This is a genomic window from Rhodosalinus sp. K401 (genome assembly GCF_041365735.1).
Classification (GTDB): Bacteria; Pseudomonadota; Alphaproteobacteria; order Rhodobacterales; family Rhodobacteraceae; genus Rhodosalinus.
Map to the genome: position 1 here is coordinate 157,413 of NZ_JBGFSI010000004.1, position 19,241 is coordinate 176,653.

The window sequence follows — 19,241 nt, forward strand, 5'->3', positions numbered from 1 at the left end:
GGCCCCGCACAGCCGGGGCCCATCCACAGGAGAGTGCAAAACCATGAAACACTTCGTTGCCGCCGCACTGGCGACCACCATGCTCGCGGGCCCGCTGGCCGCGCAGGAGATCACGGAATTCCGCATCGGCATCCTTGGCGGCGAGAACGCCCAGGACCGCATGACCTCCAACGAGTGCTTCCGCGCAAAGACCGAGGAGCTCTTGGGCGTCGAGACGAAGCTCTTCACGCCCGCCGACTACGACGGCGTGATCCAGGGCCTTCTGGGCGGCACCATCGACATGGCGTGGCTTGGCGCCTCGGCCTACGCCAAGACCCATCTGACCGACCCCGACGCGGTCGAGCCCGTTCTGGTCAAGGTCAACGTGGACGGCTCCTACGGCTACCACTCGGTCGGCTTCGCCCGCAAGGACAGCGGCATCGCCTCGCTCGAGGACATGCAGGGCAAGGTCTTCGGCTTCGGCGACCCGAACTCGACCTCGGGCTACCTCATTCCCTCGATCGAGATCCCCGAGATGACCGGCGCATCGATGGAGTCGGACGACTATTTCGGCGAGGTCAAGTTCACCGGCGGACACGAGCAGACTATCGTCGCGGTCTTCAACGGCGACATCGATGCCGGCGTGACCTGGGCCGACGGCCTGGGAGAGTGGGAAGACGGCTACAATTCCGGCGCGCTGCGCAAGGCGTCGGACGCGGGTCTGGTCGACATGAACGAGCTCGTCGAGATCTGGAAGTCGAAGCCGATCCCGGAAGGGCCGATCGTGCTGCGCACCGACCTGCCCGAGCGCGTGAAGCTCGACATGATCGCGCTGATGGCGTCGCTGCCCTACATGGACCCGGACTGCGCCTACAACTTCATGGCCGGCGAGGCTCTGGGCATGCAGCCCATCAACCACGACGCCTACATCTCGATCATCGAGGCGCGCAAGTCGAAGATGTAAGCGCAACCGCGCTCTCCGGCCGGGTCCCTTGCGGGCCCGGCCGTTTCATTACCGGGGACATGGCATGGCAGAGGTAGCGTTCGGCGCGGGCGGCACGGCGGATGTCCGCACCGCCTACATGGAGATGACGCGCCGCAAGCGGATGTATGGCGGCATCCTGATGGCGATCTTCGTGGCGCTGATGGCCTCGGGCTTCATGCTGGCGAACGACCGCAACGCGGGCGGGTTCTGGCGCGGCATCACCAGCATCTTCGACTTCCCGGGCGAGGTGCTGTCCGAGGCCGCCGAGAAAGCGGCCAACCTGCCCGGGCTGATGTGGAAATTCCTGCCCTCGCTGATCGAGACCGTGAACATCGCCGCCGCGGCGACGCTTCTGGGCGCATTCGCCGGGATCGTGCTGTCGCTGCTCTCGACCCGGGGGCTGGCGCGCTGGCCGCGGCTGATCGGCGTCTTCCGCCGGATCATGGACATCGCGCGCGCGATCCCGGAAATCGTCATCGCGCTCGTGCTGATCTTCATCCTCGGCGGCGGGCCGGTGCCCGCCATGATCGCCATCGCGATCCACACCTCCGGCGCGCTGGGCAAGCTTTTCTCCGAGGTGAACGAGAACGCCTCGCTCAAGCCGGTCGAGGGGCTGCACTCCGTGGGCGCGAGCTGGGGGCAGCGCATGTGGCTGGGCGTGCTGCCGCAGGTGGCGCCGAACTACCTCAGCTACGGGCTCCTGCGCTTCGAGATCAACATCCGCGCCTCGGCGATCCTGGGCTTCGTGGGCTCGGGCGGCATCGGCTACGACCTGAAGAACGCCTTCAGCTGGGGGCAGGGCCGTTACGACGAGGTGGCCGCGATCTTCATCCTGCTGTTCCTGACGATCGTGACCTTCGACCAGGTGTCGAGCCATTACCGCAACAAGCTGACCAGGGGGCACTGAGCATGTCCGTGACCGACATCCCCCAGGCCGACCGCATGCGCGGCGAGGTTGCGCGGCTCTTCGCGCGCAAGCGGCGGATCGCCTTCGGCCTGCCCGCCGCGATCCTGATCTACTTCGTCTACATCTTCTTCGCCTTCGACCTTCCCGGCCTGGCGGAACGCGCGCGGATGGACAACGCCCGCGTGCTGATCGCCGACAGCTACAGCTACAAGACCCACGTCACCCACGACAACCGGAACGGCGGACTGAGCTTCGCCGTGGAAGGAGAGAACAAGGGCACCTATCCCCCCGGCATGGTGCCCGATTTCGTGACGCTGACCGGCGAGGACCGGGCCGAGATCGCCCTGCCGCACGATCATTCGGCGGTGATCGACGGGTCCACGCTGGTCTTCTCGGTCCCCGGATACGGCGACGTGACGGTCACGGTGGACGGGCGCGACATCGTGCTCGACCTGCCCTCGGACGAGGTGCCGGACTGGATCAGCGCAAGCGGCGCGCGCGTGGATATCAGAACCGATGGCGGGCGGGCCATCGTCACCCGGGCCAGGACCGAGGTCTATCGCTACGCCTTCGGGTGGGAGCTGTTCTGGTTCACGCTGGACAGCCCGTTCCACGGCAAGTCCTTCGGCGAACTTGCCGCGCTGGCCGTCTCGGGCGAGCGTCTCGTCGAGGGGCAGAGCAACCTCGCCGCGATGGCGGGGGATTTCTGGAACAATGCCATGTGGCGGCACAAGGACGTCATGTGGGCGATTTTCGAGACGATCCTCATGGCGTTCCTAGGCACGATGGGCGCGGCGCTGGTGGCGCTGCCGCTGGCCTTCCTCGCGGCGAAGAACTTCACCCCGCTGCAACCGCTGCGCTTTGCCGCGCGGCGCGTCTTCGACTTCGTGCGCGGCGTGGACGCGCTGATCTGGACGATCATCCTGGCGCGCGCCTTCGGACCGGGCCCGCTCACGGGCGCGCTCGCGATCCTGGTCACCGATACCGGCAGCTTCGGCAAGATGTTCTCGGAGGCGCTCGAGAACGTGGACGACAAGCAGATCGAGGGCGTGTCCTCCACCGGCGCGAAGCCGTTGCAGCGCTATCGCTTCGGCGTGATCCCGCAGGTGACGCCGATCTTCCTGAGCCAGATCCTGTACTACCTCGAATCCAACACGCGCAGCGCCACCGTGATCGGCGCCATCACGGGCGGCGGGATCGGCCTGCTGCTGACGCAGGCGATCATCACCCAGAAGGACTGGGAAGAGGTCAGCTACTACATCGTGCTGATCGTGCTCATGGTGATCTTCATGGACTGGGTGTCGGGGCTTCTTCGCAGCCGCCTCATCAAGGGCGGCGAGGGCGGACAGTAAGGGTGGCTTTCGGAACCGCATGGCCCGCCTGAGCGAAACGCCCGTCGTCCATCCCGACTGCGACCTGACGGACGCAAGGCTGGGCGCTTACACCGAGATCGGGCGCGGCACCCGTCTGACGCATGTCGGGTTCGGCGATTACTCCTACTGCGATCGCGGCTGCGACATCGCCAATGCCGAGATCGGCCGCTTCTCCAACATCGCGAGCCAGGTGCGCATCGGCGCCACGGATCACCCGCTCGACAAGGCCAGCCTGCATCACTTCCTCTATCGCTCGGCGAGCTATTGGAACGACGCGGAGGACGACGCGGCGTGGTTCGCGCGCCGCCGCGCCCGGCGCACCCGGATCGGGCACGACACCTGGCTCGGACACAACGCGCAGGTGAAGCCCGATGTGCGCGTGGGCCACGGCGCGGTCGTGGCCGCGGGGGCCGTCGTGGTGCGCGACGTGCACCCCTACACCATCGTCGCCGGGGTGCCCGCGCGCCCGGTCCGGCCGCGCCAGCCCCCGGAGATCGCCGAGCGCCTCATGGCGCTGGCCTGGTGGGACTGGAGCCATGACGCGCTGCGCGCCGCGCTGGAGGATTTCCGCACGCTCCCGGCCGAGGCGTTTCTCGAAAGATACGGGGGCTGATGCGGTGCAGCCCCCGCAGATGCGAAAACGGGCGGCCCGCAAGCCGCCCGCCCCGCAATCGCACCCGGAAGAGATCGCACCAGAACCGAAAATCGACTGGCATCACATTCGGGCGATCCGCCCGATGCAGGGGATACACACGATCCACGACACGACAGTGAAGCGCGGATGACGGCGGCGCGTCTATTCCGCGGCGAGTGCGAGCGGGGCCCCCGCCGCGAAGAAGCGATGCGCCGCCTCGCCCGCGAGATAGCCGACGCGCCCGCCCGCGATGGTGGCTTCCACCACGCGGGTTCTTTCGTTGACGACGGCAAGATCGGCGCGCTTGCCGTAGTCGATCACCCCGCGGTCGGCGAGCCGCAGGATCTCCGCCGGCCGTGCCGAGATGAGCGACCAGGCCTGCGGCAGGCTCATCGTCCCGTCGTCGACCAGCCGGAAGGCCGCCGCCGCGAGGGCGGGGTAATAGTAATCCGACACCAGCGCGTCGCACTGCCCCTTGCGCAGCAGGTCCGCGGCCGAGACGTTGCCCGCCTGAGAGCCGCCGCGCACCACGTTGGGCGCACCCATGACGACGGGGTCGCCCACCGCGCGGGCAAGCGCCGCGGCCGAGCGGCGGGTGGGAAACTCGCAGATCTTCGCCCCGATCATCGAGAACATCTCGCGGGTCTCTCCGTCGGCGTCGTCGTGGCTGCCGTAACTCACGCCCAGCGTGTCGAACGCTTCCGCCAGGCGGCACAGGTAGCGCGGCACGGTCCTCGCCTGCGCCCGCGCCGCCTTCAGCGCCTCGAGATGATCCTCGAGGCTGCGCCCGGCCTGCCGCGCCCAGAGGGCGAAGTCCGGGCCGGACCGCTCGGCCTCGATCAGCGCCTCGTCGAGGTGGTTGTTGAACACGACGTAATCGACACCGTGCCGGCGCACCGCGGCGAGCAGGCGGTCCGCGGTCTCGACGGTATGCGTCTCGCAACGCAGCTGCACCCGCAGGTCCACCAGCGCCTGCGGCCGGTAGGCGTCGAGCGCGGCGAGGAAGGCCTCGGCATGGTCCGGGCCGCGCCGCCCGCCTTCCCAGGACCAGCCATGCGCCAGCCAGGCGGTCGTCACGCCGTTCGCGGCGGCGTCGCGGTCGGTGGCGCGCAGGGCGATGTCGAGCCGGAACGGGGCCGAGGGCCGCGGCGCGAGATGCCGTTCGAACGCGTCCCCGTGCAGATCGACGATCCCCGGCAGGATCAGGTAGCCCGTCAGGTCCACGGCGGGCAGCGGTCCCTTGGTGATCCGTCCCTCGGCCACGGCCACGGAGCGGCGCTGCAACGCGCCGTCCCGCAGGACGGTGGCGCCGGTGAGGCGGAAGGAAGGAAGCGATGCGCTCATGGCACGGTGTCCCGCGGGGTCAATGCTTGGCCTGTGGATAGTTCCCGAATTGATATCAGGGGTTTGTGTCGCACCCGTGACAAGTCCCGCCGCGCCGGCAGGCCGGTACGGGGTCAAGGCCCCGCAACGGTGAGCGTGACCCTGTCGGCCGCGAACCAGGCGGTGCCGAACTCCACCGGCCGGCCCTCGGGACAGGCGTTCAGACCGACGGTGCGCAGGATCGGCGCGCCCTCCGGCATCCGCAGCTTGTGTGCCTGCGCGGCCGTCGCCGGACGCGCCGAAATCCGGGTCGAGACGCGGACATAATCGGGCAAACCGCATGCCGCGAGCGCCTGCGTCACCGATCCCGTCCGCCGCAAGGCCCCGGGCAGGGCGGGCAGCCATTCGGCCGGAAAGACGCTCCGGAAGAGTGCGATCGGATGATCGTCGGCCAGCGAGATCCCCTCGCAGACATGCACTGGCGCGCCCTCGGACAGGTCGAGCGCGCGGGCCTCGCGCGCGTCCGCCATGCGCGTTTCCAGAAGCTGGATGTCCCGGCCCGGGATCCTGCCCGCGGCCTGCAGCGAGCGGTGGAACCTGACCCGCTGCCCGATGGGATAGTCGGTGGGGGAATGGGTGACGAACACGCCCGAGCCGCGGCGCGAATGCACGAGCCCGTCATCGGCCAGCGCGGCGAGCGCGCGTCGGACGGTGTGCCGGTTCACCCCGAAGCGCACCGAGAGTTCGGCCTCCGTCGGAAGCTTGTCACCGGGACCGTAGCGCCCCGCGCCGATGTCCGCGGTCAGCGCCTCCGCGATCGAGGTCCAGATGGCGGTGCGGGGCATGGCGTCAAGAAACCTTCACAGTCGCGCGGGCCGAGAGCGGTTGCGTTCGCGCCGGCCGCGATGTATTGATTTGTATAGTTGTATAGTAACATGGACAAACCCGCAAGATGTCAGCAATGCCGCACGACACCGCAACCCCGGCGCCGCCGACGGACCGGCAAGGCTGGATGGGGCTTCTGGCGCGCGCCCCGGAGCAGGCGCTCGCCGAGCTTTGGGCGGCGACGGGGCAAGAGCCCGGGCACGCCTGGCTCCGCGCGCCGGAAACCGGATCGGTCATGGTGCGCGGCCGCGCGGGCGGCACCGGGGCGCCGTTCAACCTCGGCGAGATGACGGTGACGCGCTGCGCCCTCCAGCTGGACAGCGGCGAGACGGGCCACGCCTACGTGCAGGGCCGCGACCGCGAGAAGGCGCGGATCGCCGCGCTCGTTGATGCGCTGATGCAGACCGCCGCGGCCCCGACGATCCGCGCGCAACTGCTGGACCCGCTCGCCGAGGCGGAAACCCGCCGCCACCGGGACACCGCCGCGCGGGCCGCCGCCACGAAGGTGGAGTTCTTCACCGTGGCGCGGGGAGAGGACTGATGGGCGCCGTGGCCCTGTCCGGCGGCTTCGCCGACCCGGCGGTGGACGCCGCGCGCGCGTTTCGCGCCGCGCTCAACGCCATGGCGCGACCGGGCCGGATCGAGCGCGTGGCCGGGCCCACGCCGCCCGGCCCGCTTTCCCCGGCGGCGGCGGCACTCGTCCTGACGCTTTGCGACGGCGAGACGCCGCTGCACCTTGCCGGTCGCCACGACACCGCAGATGCGCGCGACTGGATCCGCTTTCACACCGGCGCGCCGCTGGTCCCCGCGGAGGCGGCAGTCTTCGCGCTGGGATCCTGGGACGCGCTCGTCCCGGTGGAGCGTTTCGCGGTTGGAACGCCGGAATATCCCGATCGCTCGGCGACCCTGATCGTGGAGCTGGACGGGCTCGAGCCCCGCGGCACGCCCCTCACCGGGCCGGGCATCCGCGAGCGCGCGGCCCTGCCGCTGCCCGATCCGGCGGCGTTCCGCGCCAACGCCGCGCTCTACCCGCTGGGCCGGGACGTCTTCCTGACGGCGGGTCACCACCTCGCGGCGGTGCCACGCTCCACCCGCATCCACGGGGAGGAGGGCTGATGTACGTCGCGGTGAAGGGCGGCGAGCGCGCGATCGACGCGGCCCATGACTGGCTCGGCGCCGCGCGGCGCGGGGATCCGGCGGTGCCGGAACTGTCGCTCGCGCAAATCCGCGAGCAGCTAGCGCTTTCCGTCAACCGGGTGATGGCGGAAGGGTCGCTTTACGATCCCGACCTCGCCGCACTCGCGATCAAGCAGGCGCGCGGCGACCTGATCGAGGCGATCTTCCTCATCCGCGCCTACCGCACCACCCTGCCCCGCTTCGGCGCCAGCCGGCCCGTGGAGACGGCGGCGATGCAGGTCTCCCGCCGGATCTCGGCCACCTTCAAGGACCTGCCCGGGGGGCAGATCCTCGGCCCCACCTTCGACTACACGCATCGCCTGCTGGATTTCACGCTCGCCGCCGAAGGCACGGCACCGCCAGCCCGTCCCGAGCATGGCGGCGCGGCCGCCGACGCGGCGCCGGCGGAGCTTCCCCATGTCTCGGGCTTTCTGGGGCGCGAAGGGCTCTTGCAGCAGGAACACTCCGGCCCGGACGACCCGCCGGACCTGACCCGCGAGCCGCTCGAACTGCCCGCCGGGCGCGCGCTTCGGCTGCAGGCCCTCGCGCGCGGCGATGAAGGTTTCCTGCTCGGGCTGGCCTATTCCAGCCAGCGTGGCTACGGGCGCACGCACCCCTTCGTCGGCGAGCTGCGTGTCGGCACGGTCCCGGTCAGCCTCGACATTCCCGAACTGGGCTTCGCCGTCGAGATCGGCGAGGTGGAGCTGACCGAGTGCGAAACCGTGAACCAGTTCACCGGCTCGAGGACCGAGCCCGCCCAGTTCACCCGCGGCTACGGCCTGGCCTTCGGTCATGCCGAACGCAAGGCGATCTCCATGGCGCTCGTGGACCGGAGCCTGCGCTGGGAGGAGCTGGGCGAGGAGAACAGCGGCGCGCCGGCGCAGGACGCGGAGTTCGTCCTCTACCACGCCGACAACATCCAGGCGACGGGCTTCCTAGAGCATATCAAGCTGCCGCACTACGTGGATTTCCAGTCCGAACTGGAACTCGTGCGGCGGCTGCGGGCAGAGGCGCAGAGCGCGGCCCGCGACGGGGAGGCCGCGGAATGACCTCAATCGCCGCCGTCGCAATCGCCGTCGCCGCCCCATCCGTCGCCGCCGCCGGTGTCCGCCGGGCCGCCGAAGAGAATGGCGCGGGCCACCAGCGCGACACCCACGAGCATCAGGACCGTTCCCGCGGGCGTGCCGAGCAGAAAGGCGAAGAGATCCATGACGGGCTCCCTGGTGGCGTCGTCCCGATCCTCGCCGCCGGGCGGGGCGAATCCTTGACCGTGAGAGGGCCCTGTTCGGCCGATTCCGGGGAAGCTGCGCCATGAAGGACTACAATTTCGCCTATCTCGACGAGCAGACGAAGCGCATGATCCGCCGCGCGCTCCTCAAGGCGCTCGCGGTGCCGGGCTACCAGGTGCCCTTCGCCAGTCGGGAAATGCCGATGCCCTACGGCTGGGGCACCGGCGGCGTGCAGGTCACGGCGGCGACGCTCACGCCCGAGGACCGGCTCAAGGTGATCGACCAGGGCGCCGACGACACCACGAACGCGGTCTCGATCCGGCGCTTCTTCCAGCGCGTCGCCGGCGTCGAGACGACCGAGGAGACGGCGCGCGCCACGGTGATCCAGACCCGCCACCGCGTGCCCGAAACGCCGCTCGACGAGGACCAGATCCTCGTCTACCAGGTGCCGATTCCAGAGCCTTTGCGCTTTCTTGAGCCATCCGAGGCGGAGACGCGGAAGATGCACGCTCTGGAGGAATACGGGCTCATGCACGTGAAACTTTACGAGGACATCGCCCGCCACGGTGCGATCGCCACCTCCTACGCCTATCCGGTGAAGGTGGAGGGGCGCTACGTGATGGATCCCTCGCCGATCCCGAAATTCGACAACCCGAAGCTCGAAAGCGCGGCGATCCAGCTTTTCGGTGCCGGGCGCGAGCAGCGGATCTACGCGCTGCCCCCCTGGACCCGGGTCGAAAGCCTCGACTTCGAAGACCACCCCTTCGATCCCTCGAAGGCGGATCACCCCTGCGCGCTCTGCGGGGCGGCCGACAGCTACCTCGACGAGGTCATCACCGACGATACGGGGGGACGGATGTTCGTCTGTTCGGACACGGACTACTGCCGCGCGCGCCGCGCGTCGGGTCATCGCGGGGAGGCGGCGGCATGAGCGGCGCAAGCGTCTTGCAAGACGCTTGCCAAGGGTCTTCCAAGACCCTTGGCCCCGCCCCGGACACGCCGCTTCTGCGGGTCGACGGGCTCACGAAGCGCTACGGCGCGCGGATCGGCTGCGCCGAGGTGTCCTTCGAACTCTGGCCGGGCGAGGTCATGGGCGTCGTCGGCGAGAGCGGGTCGGGCAAGTCCACGCTGCTCGGCTGCCTCGCGGGCCAGCTCGCCCCCGACGCGGGGCGCGTGCTCTTCGAGATGGAGGGACGGCTTGCCGACACGCTCGCCCTGCCCGAGCCCGCGCGCCGCCGCCTCGCCCGGACCGACTGGGCGTTCGTGCACCAGCACGCGCGCGACGGGCTGCGCATGAACGTGAGCGCGGGCGGCAATGTGGGCGAGCGGCTGATGGGCGTGGGCGCGCGGCATTACGGGCGCATCCGTGACGCCGCGCTCGACTGGCTGGGCCGCGTCGAGATCGGCGCCGACCGGATCGACGACCGGCCGGCGCAGTTCTCCGGCGGCATGCAGCAGCGGCTCCAGATCGCGCGGAACCTCGTGACCGGCCCGCGCCTTGTCTTCATGGACGAACCCACCGGCGGGCTCGACGTGAGCGTGCAGGCGCGGCTTCTCGACCTTCTCCGCGGCCTCGTGCGCGAAATGGGTCTCTCGGCGGTGATCGTGACCCACGACCTCGCCGTGGTGCGGCTGCTCGCGGACCGGCTCATGGTGATGAAGGACGGGCGCGTGGTGGAGCAGGGGCTCACAGACCAGGTACTCGACGACCCGCAGCACGGCTACACGCAGCTTCTGGTCAGCTCGGTGCTGCAGGCATGACGGACGGGGGCAGGGACGGCGCGGGATGACGGCGATTATCGATATCGAGGACGTCCACAAGGCGTTCACGCTTCACAACCAGGGCGGCGCGGTGATCCCGGTGATGGCCGGCGCACGGCTTTCGGTCGCGGCGGGCGAATGCGTGGCGCTCACCGGCGCCTCGGGGGCGGGCAAGTCGACGCTGATGCGGATGATCCACGGCAACTACCTCGCCGGGTCCGGCCGGATTTCGGTCTGCGGGGTGGATGTGGCGCGCGCCGCGCCGCGCGATATCCTCGCGCTCCGCCGCGACCGTCTCGGCTATGTCAGCCAGTTCCTCCGCGTCGTGCCGCGGGTGCCCACCCTGGACGTGGTGGCCGAGCCGCTGCTTGCCACGGGACTGCCGCGGGAGGCCGCGCGCGACCGGGCCGCGGCGCTTCTCGCGCGGCTCAACCTGCCCCAGCGGCTCTGGGGCCTCTCGCCAACGACCTTCTCGGGGGGCGAGCAGCAGCGCGTGAACATCGCCCGCGGCTTCGCCCATCCCTACCCGGCGCTACTGCTCGACGAGCCCACGGCGAGCCTCGACGCAAGGAACCGCGCGGTGGTGCTGGCCATGATCGACGAGGCGAAGGCGCGGGGCGCGGCGATCCTCGGCATTTTCCACGACGCCGGGGCACGCGCGCAGGTGGCCGACCGGGAGGTGGACGTTTCGGCCTTCACGCCGGAGGCCGCATGAGCGGGCGGCTCGTCGCGGTGGTCGGCCCCTCGGGCGTGGGCAAGGACACCGTGATCGCGGCGCTCGCCGCGCGGCGCGCGGGGCTTCATGCCGTGCGACGGGTGATCACGCGGCCCGCCCTTCCCGGCGCGGAGCGCCACGAACCGGTGAGCGAGGCCGAGTTCGACCGCCGCGAGGCGGCCGGCGATTTCGCCCTCGCCTGGCGCGCCCACGGGCTCGCCTACGCCATCCCCACGGCCGAGATCGCCTGTCTCGCCGATGGCCGCGACGCGCTCGCCAACCTTTCGCGCGGGGCGCTGGCCACGGCGCGGGCGCGGTTTGCGGGGTTCGTCGTGCTGCACCTCACCGCGCCGCCCGAGGTTCTGGCCGCGCGCCTTGCCGGTCGCGGGCGCGAGTCGGAAACCGAGATCGCCGCGCGGCTCGCGCGGGCCGACCGGACCTTGCCCGACGGGATCGAGGCCGTCGAAATCGACAATTCCGGGCCCGTCGGGCAGGCGGCCGACGCCGCCCTCGCGTGGCTCTACCCGGTGAGGGTGTAGCGATGGAGGTGATGGAAGCGGCCGGCGTCGTCCTCGGCCAGAAGCGTCACCGCGTCCGCGACGAAGGGCGCCGGCAGCACCGGCGCGAAATGCCGGGCGAGGACCGTCTCGGTTTGCGCAAGCTCGTCCGGCCCGAGCGGCCCGGTGAGAGTCATGTGAAAGCGGAACTCCTCCATCACGTAAGGATACCCCCAGCGCGCCAGCAGCGCCTCCTGCCGCGGCGTGAGGCGGGCGGCGCGGCGGCGCGCGATCTCGTCGTCGGCGGGGGGCGCGCGGAAGGGATCGAGACCTTCCACCACGGCGGCGGCGAGCGCGCTCAGCGCGGCCGCGTCCCCGGCAGGCCGAAGCGCCAGGAAGCGCCCCAGCCGCGCAACCTCGAGCCCGTCGAGGACGACGGCCGGACGGCCCGCGGCGAAGGCTTCGAGCGCGGCGCCGAGATCGGCCTCGCTGCACCCCGCGGCCAGCCGGAAGGGCGGCTTCAGCGTGGCGTGGAAGCCGTATGCGCGCGGCCGCGCGGTGATCTCGTCCACCGGCCGCGGCAGGCCGGAGAGGCCCGGATGCGCCCGCGCCGCGCCCGCCGCGGCATCCCAGCCGAGCCACGCCGCGCCCCGTTCGGCGAGCGCGCCTTCCGGCGTGAAGTAGATCGCGTAGCGTCGCCAGCCCATCACCACCCCTTTCCCCCGAGACCGCGAGGCGCGTCATGACACAGGATACCGTGCTCGCCAACGCCACGCTCGTGCTGACGGACGAGACGGTGCGCGGAAGCCTGCGCCTCTCGGGCGGCGAGATCGCCGCGATCGACAGCGGGGCCACCGTGCCGCCCGGCGCGGTGAACTGCGAGGGCGATTTCGTCGCGCCGGGGCTCGTCGAGCTTCACACCGACAACCTGGAGCGCCACATCCAGCCGCGCCCGGGCGTGGACTGGCCCCACGCCGCCGCGATCCTCGCCCACGACGCCGAACTCGCCGGATGCGGAATCACCACCGTCTTCGACGCCATGCGCGTGGGCTCCATCCCCGGGGGCAAGGCGCGCTACGACGCCTATGCCCGCGGCCTCGCCTCGGAACTCTGGGCACTGCGCGAGACGGGCGGGCTGCGCATCAGCCACTTCCTGCACCTTCGCGCCGAGGTCTGCTCGGAAACGCTGCCCGAGGAGATGGCGGCCTTCGGCCCCGAGGACCGGGTCGGGATCGTGAGCCTGATGGACCACACGCCGGGGCAGCGCCAGTTCCGCGACCTCGAGAAACTGAAGGGCTACGTGATGGGCAAGCAGGGTCTTTCCGAACGCGAGTTCGAAGAGCATGTGGACCGGCTGGCCGCGCTCCAGGCACGCCACGGGGCGGCGCACGAGGCGCGGGCCGTCGCCGAGGCGCGCCGCTACGGCGCCGTTCTGGCTAGCCACGACGACACGACCGCGGCGCATGTCGCGGTCTCGGCCGGCCACGGGGCGCGCCTCGCCGAGTTCCCCACGACCGAGGAGGCCGCGGCGGCGTGCCGACGCCACGACATCGCGGTGATGATGGGCGCGCCGAACCTCATCCGCGGCGGCTCCCATTCCGGCAACGTCGCGGCGGCATCGCTGGCCGAGGCCAGGCTTCTCGATATCCTGTCCTCGGACTACGTGCCCGCGGCGCTTCTGCTCGCCGCGGTCCGGCTCGGCGCGCTCTGGGGCGACATGGCCCGCGGCATGGCGACGGTGACGGCGGCGCCGGCGCGGGCCGTGGGCCTCGGGGACCGGGGGCGCCTTGCCCCCGGGCAGCGGGCGGACGTGATCCGGTTCGCGCTGGACGGCGACACGCCGCGCCTCGGCGGGGTCTGGTGCAGGGGCGTGCGCGTGGCCTGAGCGCGCGGGTCACTCGGCAGCGGCGCCCGTCCCGGGACGGATGCGGCGTACGAGCCCGCCGCAGGTCTCCACGATGCTTTTCATGCGCTCCTCGAGCCGGGTCATCTCTGCCATCGCGCCCTTCAGACGCTCACTTTCATCGCCAAGCTCGGCGAGACCTTCGAAAACCTTCTCGCTGGTGGCGATCTGCGCCTCGGCGTTGGCGACGACCGCCCGCAGATCCTCCAGCAGCGCGCCGGCACCGGGGCGCCCGTCGGCCTCCTGAAGCGCGGCCTCGAGGTCGCTCACCGTGCCGCGCATGGCGTCGAACCAGGCGTTCGAGAGACGTGGCTCGCGCTTGGCCGCGAGCATCGCCTCGCGCTCGAGCCGCCTGACACGTCCCACGACCCCGTCGATCCGGTCGCGCAGATCCCCCTGGACCTTAAGGATATCATCGTTCACTGCCGAGACGCGCTGCAGCACCGCATCGAGCTCAGCCACGAGGCGGGTCACGCGGTCGAGGAAGAGATTGAGGTCGCGGGCCAGCGCGCCGAACTCGTCCGCCGTGCGGATTTCGGCGCGGTGGTCGAGCCCGCCATAGGCGCGCGCGAGATTGCTCACGACCGAGCGCAGCCCCATGAGAGGTTCGAGCCGCGCGCGCAGGATCAGGAAAAGAAGGACCGAGTGCAGAACGATCTTGCCCACCGCGAAGCCGGCCGTCAGCTGCACGTCCTCGAACCAGAGCGCGAAATCCCGGGCGAGGTAGTTGCGTACCGTGACCGTTCCCAGCACTTCGCCCACCCGTGCCTCCGTGTGGCAGGCGAGGCAGAAGCTTTCCGCCTCGATGTCGAGGCTCGCGGCGCGGGCGGCGCCCTCGGGCCAGTCGCCCGCCGGGATGCCCTTCGGCGTGAAGCCGAAGCCCGCCTCGATGGAACGCACGGTGACCGGCGACGGCTCTATGGCGATGAGGTAGCCCAGATCGTCCCAGTTGCGCTCGAGGATCGGATAGACGGTGCGGGCGGCGACCGGCCCGCCTTCGTTGCGCATGATCTCGCGCACGTTCTCGGCAAGATCGTCGGCCACGGCGCGCGCCTCGTCCTCGCCGTTCGTCATGTAGTTCGTCCAGACGAGGCCCGCCTTGATCACGAACTCCGCCACCGTGACGAGCAGGAGGATCACGAAGAAGTCGCGGATCATGTGGATGAGAAAGGACTTGTCGAACCGGCCGATCGCCGCGCTGTTCTGGTCGAGCATCGGACTGCCCCCGGATTGACGCCGCGTCAGGAGATAGCGCGCCCGTGCCGCCGGGGAAGTCGCCCCGGCGGTTTTCCGGATCCCGCGCGGCTCAGCCGCGGTGGAGCGTGTCGCCCGGGTCGATACGGGGCTCCAGCGCGACGATGCGCTCGATCGCGCGGCCCTCCATCCGCGCCAGCACGATCTCGGCGGCGCGGCGGCCGATCTCGCGGCGGCAGGAATCCATCGTCGCGATCCGCCGTGGCAGCCCGTCCAGAAGATCGACGCGGTTGAACCCCGCAAGACCGATGCGGCCGGGGACGTCGATGCCCTCGCCCAGCAGCCAGAGCAGCCCGCCCGCCGCGATCATGTCATTGGAGTAATACAGGAAATCCAGGTCCGGCGTGCGTGCGAGCATGGCCCGCGTCATATCCTGCCCCTTGGCGAGCGCCGAGCCGCCCGAGTAGAACTCGTGGTCGGCCAGTTCGACGCCGCCCTTGGCCAGGGCCTCGACGAACCCCTCGAAGCGTTTGCGCGCGCGGTGGTCGAGCGGCATCTTCGTCCCGAGAAAGCCGATCCGCCGGTAGCCCTCCGACAGGATGGCGCGGCCCATCTCGCGGCCCGCGCGACGATGCGACATGCCCACCATCGCATCCACCGGCGTGCCGTCAAGATCCATGATCTCGACCACCGGGATGCCGGCGGCACGCAGCATCGCGCGGGACGCGTCGGAGTGTTCGAGCCCCGCCACGATCGCCCCGGACGGCCGCCACGAGAGCATCTCGTAAAGCACCCGCTCTTCCTTTTCGGGAAGATAGTCGGTCACGCCCACCACGGGCTGAAGCCCGGCCCCGTCGAGCACGGAAGAGATGCCCGAAAGCACCTCGGGAAAGACCATGTTGCCGAGGCTCGGAATGATCACGGCGACGAGGTTCACCTGCTGGCTGGCCAGTGCGCCGGCGATCTTGTTGGGCACGTAGCCAAGCCGCTTCGCCGCGCGCAGCACCTTCTCGCGCGTGGCCTCGGACACGTCGCCGCGGTTGCGCAGGACCCGGCTCACCGTCATTTCGGACACGCCCGCGGCCTCGGACACGTCGCGCAGCGTGAGCGGTCGGGGCTGGTCGGTCATGCGGGTCGGCGCCCTCGCGTCGCGGTTCGGAACCGGCGCAGGGTATCCCCATTCGCCGGGGGCTGGAAGGGGTGGCGCGAGGCGGTGACAAAGCCCGACGGGCGCGCTAAACAGACGCCACGGCCCCGTGGCTCAACCGGATAGAGCAGCCCCCTCCTAAGGGGCAGGTTGCAGGTTCGAATCCTGCCGGGGTCGCCAAAACCCCCTTTACCGCCGGATCGCAGATGACCGTCCGTGGCAGATTCCATGCCCCGACTCCCTGCGAGATGTGGCAGAGTTTCCCGAGAGCGCCCTGAAAAGATTTAAATCGCGCGGGGGCGCTCGAGACCTGGGAGGAGCCGAAGATGAACCTGAGACCCGATCCGACATTCCACGCGACCCCGAAACTCGCCATGGAGGCGCCGGCGGAGACGCTCGCCTTCACGCTCATGCTGAGCCCGGACGGCTCGCAGCCGGACGGGCTGGCGGTGATCGACGTCGACCCGACGTCCGACAGCTACGGCCAGATCGTCCACCAGCTCATCATGCCGAACAAGGGCGACGAGTTTCACCATTTCGGCTGGAACGCCTGTTCCTCGGCACTGTCGCCTCTGACGGGCCATGCCTTTCTCGAGCGGCGCTATCTGATCATTCCCGGCATCCGGTCTTCGCGGATCTACGTCATCGACGTGAAGGAGCCGCGAGAGGCGAAGATCCACAAGATCATCGAGCCCGAGGAGGTGTTCGCCAAAACCGGCTATTCGCGGCCTCACACGATCCATTGCGGTCCCGAAGGCATCTACGTCTCGACGCTCGGCGGCGGCGGAGAGGACGGCACGGACGGCCCCCCCGGCATCTTCATCATGGATTGCGAGACCTTCGAGATCCTCGGCCGCTACGAGATGGATCGCGGCCGCCAAGACAAGCATTACGATTTCTGGTGGAACCTGCCGCGCGACTACATGGTGAGCTCCGAATGGGGCCTGCCGCCGCAATTCGAGAACGGCCTCGTGGCCGAGGACCTCCTGTCCAACAAGTACGGACATTCGATCCATTTCTGGAACCTGCGCGAGCGCCGCAACGTCCAGACCATCGACCTTGGCGAGAATCACCAGATGGCGCTGGAAATCCGGCCCGCGCATGACCCGGCCAAGGATTACGGTTTCTGCGGCGTGGTGGTGGACACCACCAACCTTCAGGGCGCGATCTTCACCTGGTGGCAGAAGGAGGATGGGACCTTCGAGGCGAAAAAGACGCTCACCATCGACCCGCGCCCCGAGAAACCCGAGAACCTGCCGCCGCTGCTGAAGGGGTTCGAAGCGGTCCCTCCGCTTGTCACCGACATCGATCTGAGCCTCGACGACAAGTACCTCTACGTCGCCTGCTGGGGCCTGGGCGAGATGCACCAGTACGATGTCTCGGACCCGATGAACCCCACGCTCGCCGGCAAGGTCGAGATCGGCGGCATCGCCCGGGGCACGAAGCATCCCAACGGCAAACCCTTCGCCTATGGCCCGCAGATGGTGGAGATCAGCCGCGACGGAAAGCGCGTCTACTGGACCAACTCGCTCTACTCGACCTGGGACGACCAGTTCTATCCCGACGACGAGGGCGGCCAGATGGTGATGGCGAATGTCGGTGAGCAGGGCGGGCTGGAGCTCGACGAAGCGTTCTACATCGCGTTTCCCAAGGGGTACCGCAGCCATCAGATCAGGCTCGAAGGCGGCGACTGTTCGACCGACAGTTTCTGCTACCCCTCCGTCTGAGGCGTGGACGGCCTCGATACAGCAACGGCCCTTTGGTGGGCCGTTGTCGCTTCCGGCGTCTACCACGGGGTCAACCCGGGCATGGGGTGGCCCCTGGCCGTGTCCGCCGCCCTGATGGAGCGGTCGCACGGCAGCCTCTACCGGGCATTGACGGCGCTCGCGGCAGGGCACCTGGTCGCCATGGCGGCGATCCTTTTTCCCTTCACGGCGCTTCTGTTCCTCGCGGAATGGCAACGGGAGATACAGATCGGCGCCGCCTGCCTTCTGATCGGGCTGGGGATCTACCTGCTCGTCAATCGCAGGCATCCGCGCTTTCTCGCCCGCGTGCCGCCGTCGCGGCTGGCGCTCTGGTCATTCCTGTCGGCCATGGCGCATGGCGCGGGCCTCATGCTGGTGCCGATCTACCTAGGGATCTGCCGCACGGTGGAAACGGATGCCGGCCACGCCGCCGCGTCGGACCTCATGGCGGGCAATGCCGGTCTCGCGGTGCTCGTCGCGGCAGCGCACACGATGGCCATGACGCTTTCGGGCGGACTGCTTGCCGTCGGCGTCCACCGCTGGCTCGGATTGCGCTTTCTTTCCAGAAGCTGGTTCAACCTCGACATGGTCTGGGCGTCGAGCCTGCTCATGGTGGGAACGATATCGCTGGCCGTCGCGCACTAGGGCTGCCCGGCCCCGGTCGGGCAGGCGGCACCCCGGCATGGCCGGGGCCTGTGCGCGGGGCGCGCGGGCGGACCCGCGCGCCGGGCGTGCGTCACGCCGCGTCGAAGTCGAGGACCAGCTTGTCGGAGGTCGGGCGCGACTGGCAGGCCAGGACGAAGCCGGCCTCGATCTCCCATGGCTCGAGCGAGTAGTTCACGGCCATCTCGGCGCTGCCCTCCTCGACCTTGCACCGGCAGGTGCAGCACATGCCCCCCCGGCAGGAATAGGGCAGTTCCAGCCCCTGCCGCTCCGCCGCCTCGAGCACGGTGTCGTCCTCGGCGTCCACGCTGAAAAGCCGCCGGGCGCCGTCGAGCACGACCTCGACCTGAACGCCCTTCTCGGCCGCGGCCTGTGCGGCCTCCGAGCGGGTGGGCCGTGGCCCTTCGCCCTCGGTGAAGAAACGCTCGAAATGGATGCGCTCCGCGGGCACGCCGCGGGCGGTCAGCGCCTCGGACACGTCGTCGATCATGCCGCCCGGCCCGCAGAGAAAGATCCCGTCGGCCCCGTCGATGTCCACGGCCCCCGCATTGGCGAGGCGGGTGACGCGCTCCCCCGTCACGCGCCCGTTCAGAAGCTCCACGTCCTGCGGCTCGCGGGAGAGCACGTGGATCAGCGTGAAACGGTCCACGTAACGGTCCTTGAGCGCCTCGAGCGCATCGCGGAACATGATGTGCGCCGTGTCACGGTTGCCGTAGATCAGGGTCACCTCGGCGCCGGCCGCCAGCCGCTCGGCCGCGATGGATACCATCGGGGTCACGCCGGAGCCCGCGGCGATCAGCACCACGCTGCCTTCGTCCCGGGTCACGAAACGCCCCTCGGGCGGCATCACGCGGATGGGCTGACCCGGCGCGAGATCCTGGCAGAAGGTGGAGAAGACCCCGCCCTCGACATGCTTCACGCCTACGGTAAGCGGCGCCCCGGGGGCCGACGCGATGGAATAGGACCGGCGCTCGTCGCGCCCCCCGACCTCCGCGCGCAGGGTCAGGTACTGCCCCGGCTGCCAGGCGAAGGCGTCCTTCAGCTCGTCGGGCACCGCGAAGCTCAGCGCGACACTGTCGGGGGTCTCGTGTCGTACCTCGGCGATGGTCAGTTCGTGAAACATCG

Annotated in this window: 21 protein-coding genes and 1 tRNA gene; 15 read left to right on the plus strand and 7 right to left on the minus strand. The window is 69.9% G+C overall.

The features are described 5' to 3' along the window. The first annotated feature begins 43 nt into the window (after nt 1-43). From phnD to AB6A66_RS06700, 4 genes are all read left to right on the plus strand, one after another. Nucleotides 44-943 carry a phosphonate ABC transporter substrate-binding protein gene (gene phnD / locus AB6A66_RS06685; protein WP_371055275.1) on the plus strand — a complete coding sequence of 300 codons (900 nt, stop codon included), beginning with the start codon at nt 44-46 and terminating at the stop codon, nt 941-943. Between the two features lie 64 nt (nt 944-1,007). Then, entirely contained in the window at nt 1,008-1,871 is an 864-nt protein-coding gene (gene phnE / locus AB6A66_RS06690; protein WP_371038121.1) for a phosphonate ABC transporter, permease protein PhnE, read from the plus strand. Between the two features lie 2 nt (nt 1,872-1,873). Beyond that, entirely contained in the window at nt 1,874-3,223 is a 1,350-nt protein-coding gene (phnE, locus tag AB6A66_RS06695) for a phosphonate ABC transporter, permease protein PhnE (RefSeq protein ID WP_371055276.1), read from the plus strand. 19 nt (nt 3,224-3,242) lie between these two features. Beyond that, nucleotides 3,243-3,857 (plus strand): chloramphenicol acetyltransferase, encoded by a 615-nt coding sequence (locus AB6A66_RS06700; RefSeq protein ID WP_371038119.1) that lies wholly within the window; start codon nt 3,243-3,245, stop codon nt 3,855-3,857. A 183-nt stretch (nt 3,858-4,040) separates the two neighbouring features. On the opposite strand, the gene AB6A66_RS06705 is transcribed toward AB6A66_RS06700, so the two are convergent. Together AB6A66_RS06705 and phnF are read right to left on the minus strand one after the other, a co-directional pair. Continuing rightward, on the minus strand, nt 4,041-5,222 hold the full coding sequence (locus AB6A66_RS06705; RefSeq protein WP_371038118.1) for an alpha-D-ribose 1-methylphosphonate 5-triphosphate diphosphatase: 1,182 nt from the start codon (nt 5,220-5,222) through the stop codon (nt 4,041-4,043). Between the two features lie 113 nt (nt 5,223-5,335). Then, on the minus strand, nt 5,336-6,046 hold the full coding sequence (gene phnF / locus AB6A66_RS06710) for a phosphonate metabolism transcriptional regulator PhnF (protein WP_371055277.1): 711 nt from the start codon (nt 6,044-6,046) through the stop codon (nt 5,336-5,338). A 107-nt stretch (nt 6,047-6,153) separates the two neighbouring features. On the opposite strand from phnF, the gene phnG reads away from it, so the two are divergent. Genes phnG through AB6A66_RS06725 form a run of 3 tightly spaced genes read left to right on the plus strand, consistent with a single transcriptional unit; the run spans nt 6,154 to nt 8,311 of the window. Beyond that, nucleotides 6,154-6,627, plus strand: a complete 474-nt coding sequence (gene phnG / locus AB6A66_RS06715; protein WP_371038117.1) for a phosphonate C-P lyase system protein PhnG — start codon at nt 6,154-6,156, stop codon at nt 6,625-6,627. After that, nucleotides 6,627-7,202, plus strand: a complete 576-nt coding sequence (gene phnH, locus AB6A66_RS06720; protein WP_371038116.1) for a phosphonate C-P lyase system protein PhnH — start codon at nt 6,627-6,629, stop codon at nt 7,200-7,202. The genes phnG and phnH overlap by 1 nt, the downstream gene beginning before the upstream one ends. Beyond that, a complete protein-coding gene (locus AB6A66_RS06725) occupies nt 7,202-8,311 on the plus strand; it encodes a carbon-phosphorus lyase complex subunit PhnI (protein WP_371055278.1) in 1,110 nt (369 codons plus the stop codon). The genes phnH and AB6A66_RS06725 overlap by 1 nt, the downstream gene beginning before the upstream one ends. Before the next feature lie 2 nt (nt 8,312-8,313). Here AB6A66_RS06725 and AB6A66_RS06730 read toward each other — a convergent pair whose 3' ends face one another. Further along, the gene (locus tag AB6A66_RS06730) at nt 8,314-8,472 is read right to left on the minus strand and encodes a hypothetical protein (protein ID WP_371038114.1); all 159 of its coding nucleotides are present in this window, start codon (nt 8,470-8,472) and stop codon (nt 8,314-8,316) included. Between the two features lie 101 nt (nt 8,473-8,573). Between AB6A66_RS06730 and AB6A66_RS06735 the strand changes: the two genes are divergently transcribed. The 4 genes from AB6A66_RS06735 to phnN are packed head-to-tail and all read left to right on the plus strand — an operon-like array spanning nt 8,574 to nt 11,506. After that, nucleotides 8,574-9,422 (plus strand): alpha-D-ribose 1-methylphosphonate 5-phosphate C-P-lyase PhnJ, encoded by an 849-nt coding sequence (locus tag AB6A66_RS06735; protein WP_371055279.1) that lies wholly within the window; start codon nt 8,574-8,576, stop codon nt 9,420-9,422. Beyond that, complete coding sequence (gene phnK, locus AB6A66_RS06740; protein ID WP_371055280.1) at nt 9,419-10,252, plus strand: phosphonate C-P lyase system protein PhnK; 834 nt, start codon at nt 9,419-9,421, stop codon at nt 10,250-10,252. Before AB6A66_RS06735 ends, phnK begins: the two co-directional genes overlap by 4 nt. Before the next feature lie 25 nt (nt 10,253-10,277). Continuing rightward, the gene (gene phnL, locus AB6A66_RS06745; protein ID WP_371055281.1) at nt 10,278-10,967 is read left to right on the plus strand and encodes a phosphonate C-P lyase system protein PhnL; all 690 of its coding nucleotides are present in this window, start codon (nt 10,278-10,280) and stop codon (nt 10,965-10,967) included. Then, nucleotides 10,964-11,506: a phosphonate metabolism protein/1,5-bisphosphokinase (PRPP-forming) PhnN gene (gene phnN, locus AB6A66_RS06750; RefSeq protein ID WP_371055282.1), complete on the plus strand. Its 543-nt coding sequence runs from the start codon at nt 10,964-10,966 to the stop codon at nt 11,504-11,506. Before phnL ends, phnN begins: the two co-directional genes overlap by 4 nt. On the opposite strand, the gene AB6A66_RS06755 is transcribed toward phnN, so the two are convergent. Continuing rightward, nucleotides 11,488-12,171, minus strand: coding sequence for a DUF1045 domain-containing protein (locus tag AB6A66_RS06755; protein ID WP_371055283.1), 684 nt, complete (start codon nt 12,169-12,171; stop codon nt 11,488-11,490). The two genes, phnN and AB6A66_RS06755, sit on opposite strands and share 19 nt — an antisense overlap. A 35-nt stretch (nt 12,172-12,206) precedes the next feature. Between AB6A66_RS06755 and AB6A66_RS06760 the strand changes: the two genes are divergently transcribed. Continuing rightward, entirely contained in the window at nt 12,207-13,349 is a 1,143-nt protein-coding gene (locus AB6A66_RS06760) for an alpha-D-ribose 1-methylphosphonate 5-triphosphate diphosphatase (protein ID WP_371055284.1), read from the plus strand. Nucleotides 13,350-13,358: 9 nt separating this feature from the next. On the opposite strand, the gene AB6A66_RS06765 is transcribed toward AB6A66_RS06760, so the two are convergent. Next, a complete protein-coding gene (locus AB6A66_RS06765) occupies nt 13,359-14,582 on the minus strand; it encodes a histidine kinase (RefSeq protein WP_371055285.1) in 1,224 nt (407 codons plus the stop codon). Nucleotides 14,583-14,673: 91 nt separating this feature from the next. Then, a complete protein-coding gene (locus tag AB6A66_RS06770; RefSeq protein WP_371055286.1) occupies nt 14,674-15,690 on the minus strand; it encodes a LacI family DNA-binding transcriptional regulator in 1,017 nt (338 codons plus the stop codon). A gap of 121 nt (nt 15,691-15,811) precedes the next feature. On the opposite strand from AB6A66_RS06770, the gene AB6A66_RS06775 reads away from it, so the two are divergent. From AB6A66_RS06775 to AB6A66_RS06785, 3 genes are all read left to right on the plus strand, one after another. Continuing rightward, nucleotides 15,812-15,888, plus strand: a tRNA-Arg gene (locus AB6A66_RS06775). Between the two features lie 146 nt (nt 15,889-16,034). Next, entirely contained in the window at nt 16,035-17,435 is a 1,401-nt protein-coding gene (locus AB6A66_RS06780; RefSeq protein WP_371055287.1) for a selenium-binding protein SBP56-related protein, read from the plus strand. 3 nt (nt 17,436-17,438) lie between these two features. Further along, the gene (locus AB6A66_RS06785; protein WP_371055288.1) at nt 17,439-18,098 is read left to right on the plus strand and encodes a hypothetical protein; all 660 of its coding nucleotides are present in this window, start codon (nt 17,439-17,441) and stop codon (nt 18,096-18,098) included. Nucleotides 18,099-18,189: 91 nt separating this feature from the next. Here the strand turns inward: AB6A66_RS06785 and AB6A66_RS06790 are convergent, their stop codons facing one another. Further along, nucleotides 18,190-19,239: a 2Fe-2S iron-sulfur cluster-binding protein gene (locus tag AB6A66_RS06790; protein ID WP_371055289.1), complete on the minus strand. Its 1,050-nt coding sequence runs from the start codon at nt 19,237-19,239 to the stop codon at nt 18,190-18,192. Between the last annotated feature and the right edge of the window lie 2 nt (nt 19,240-19,241).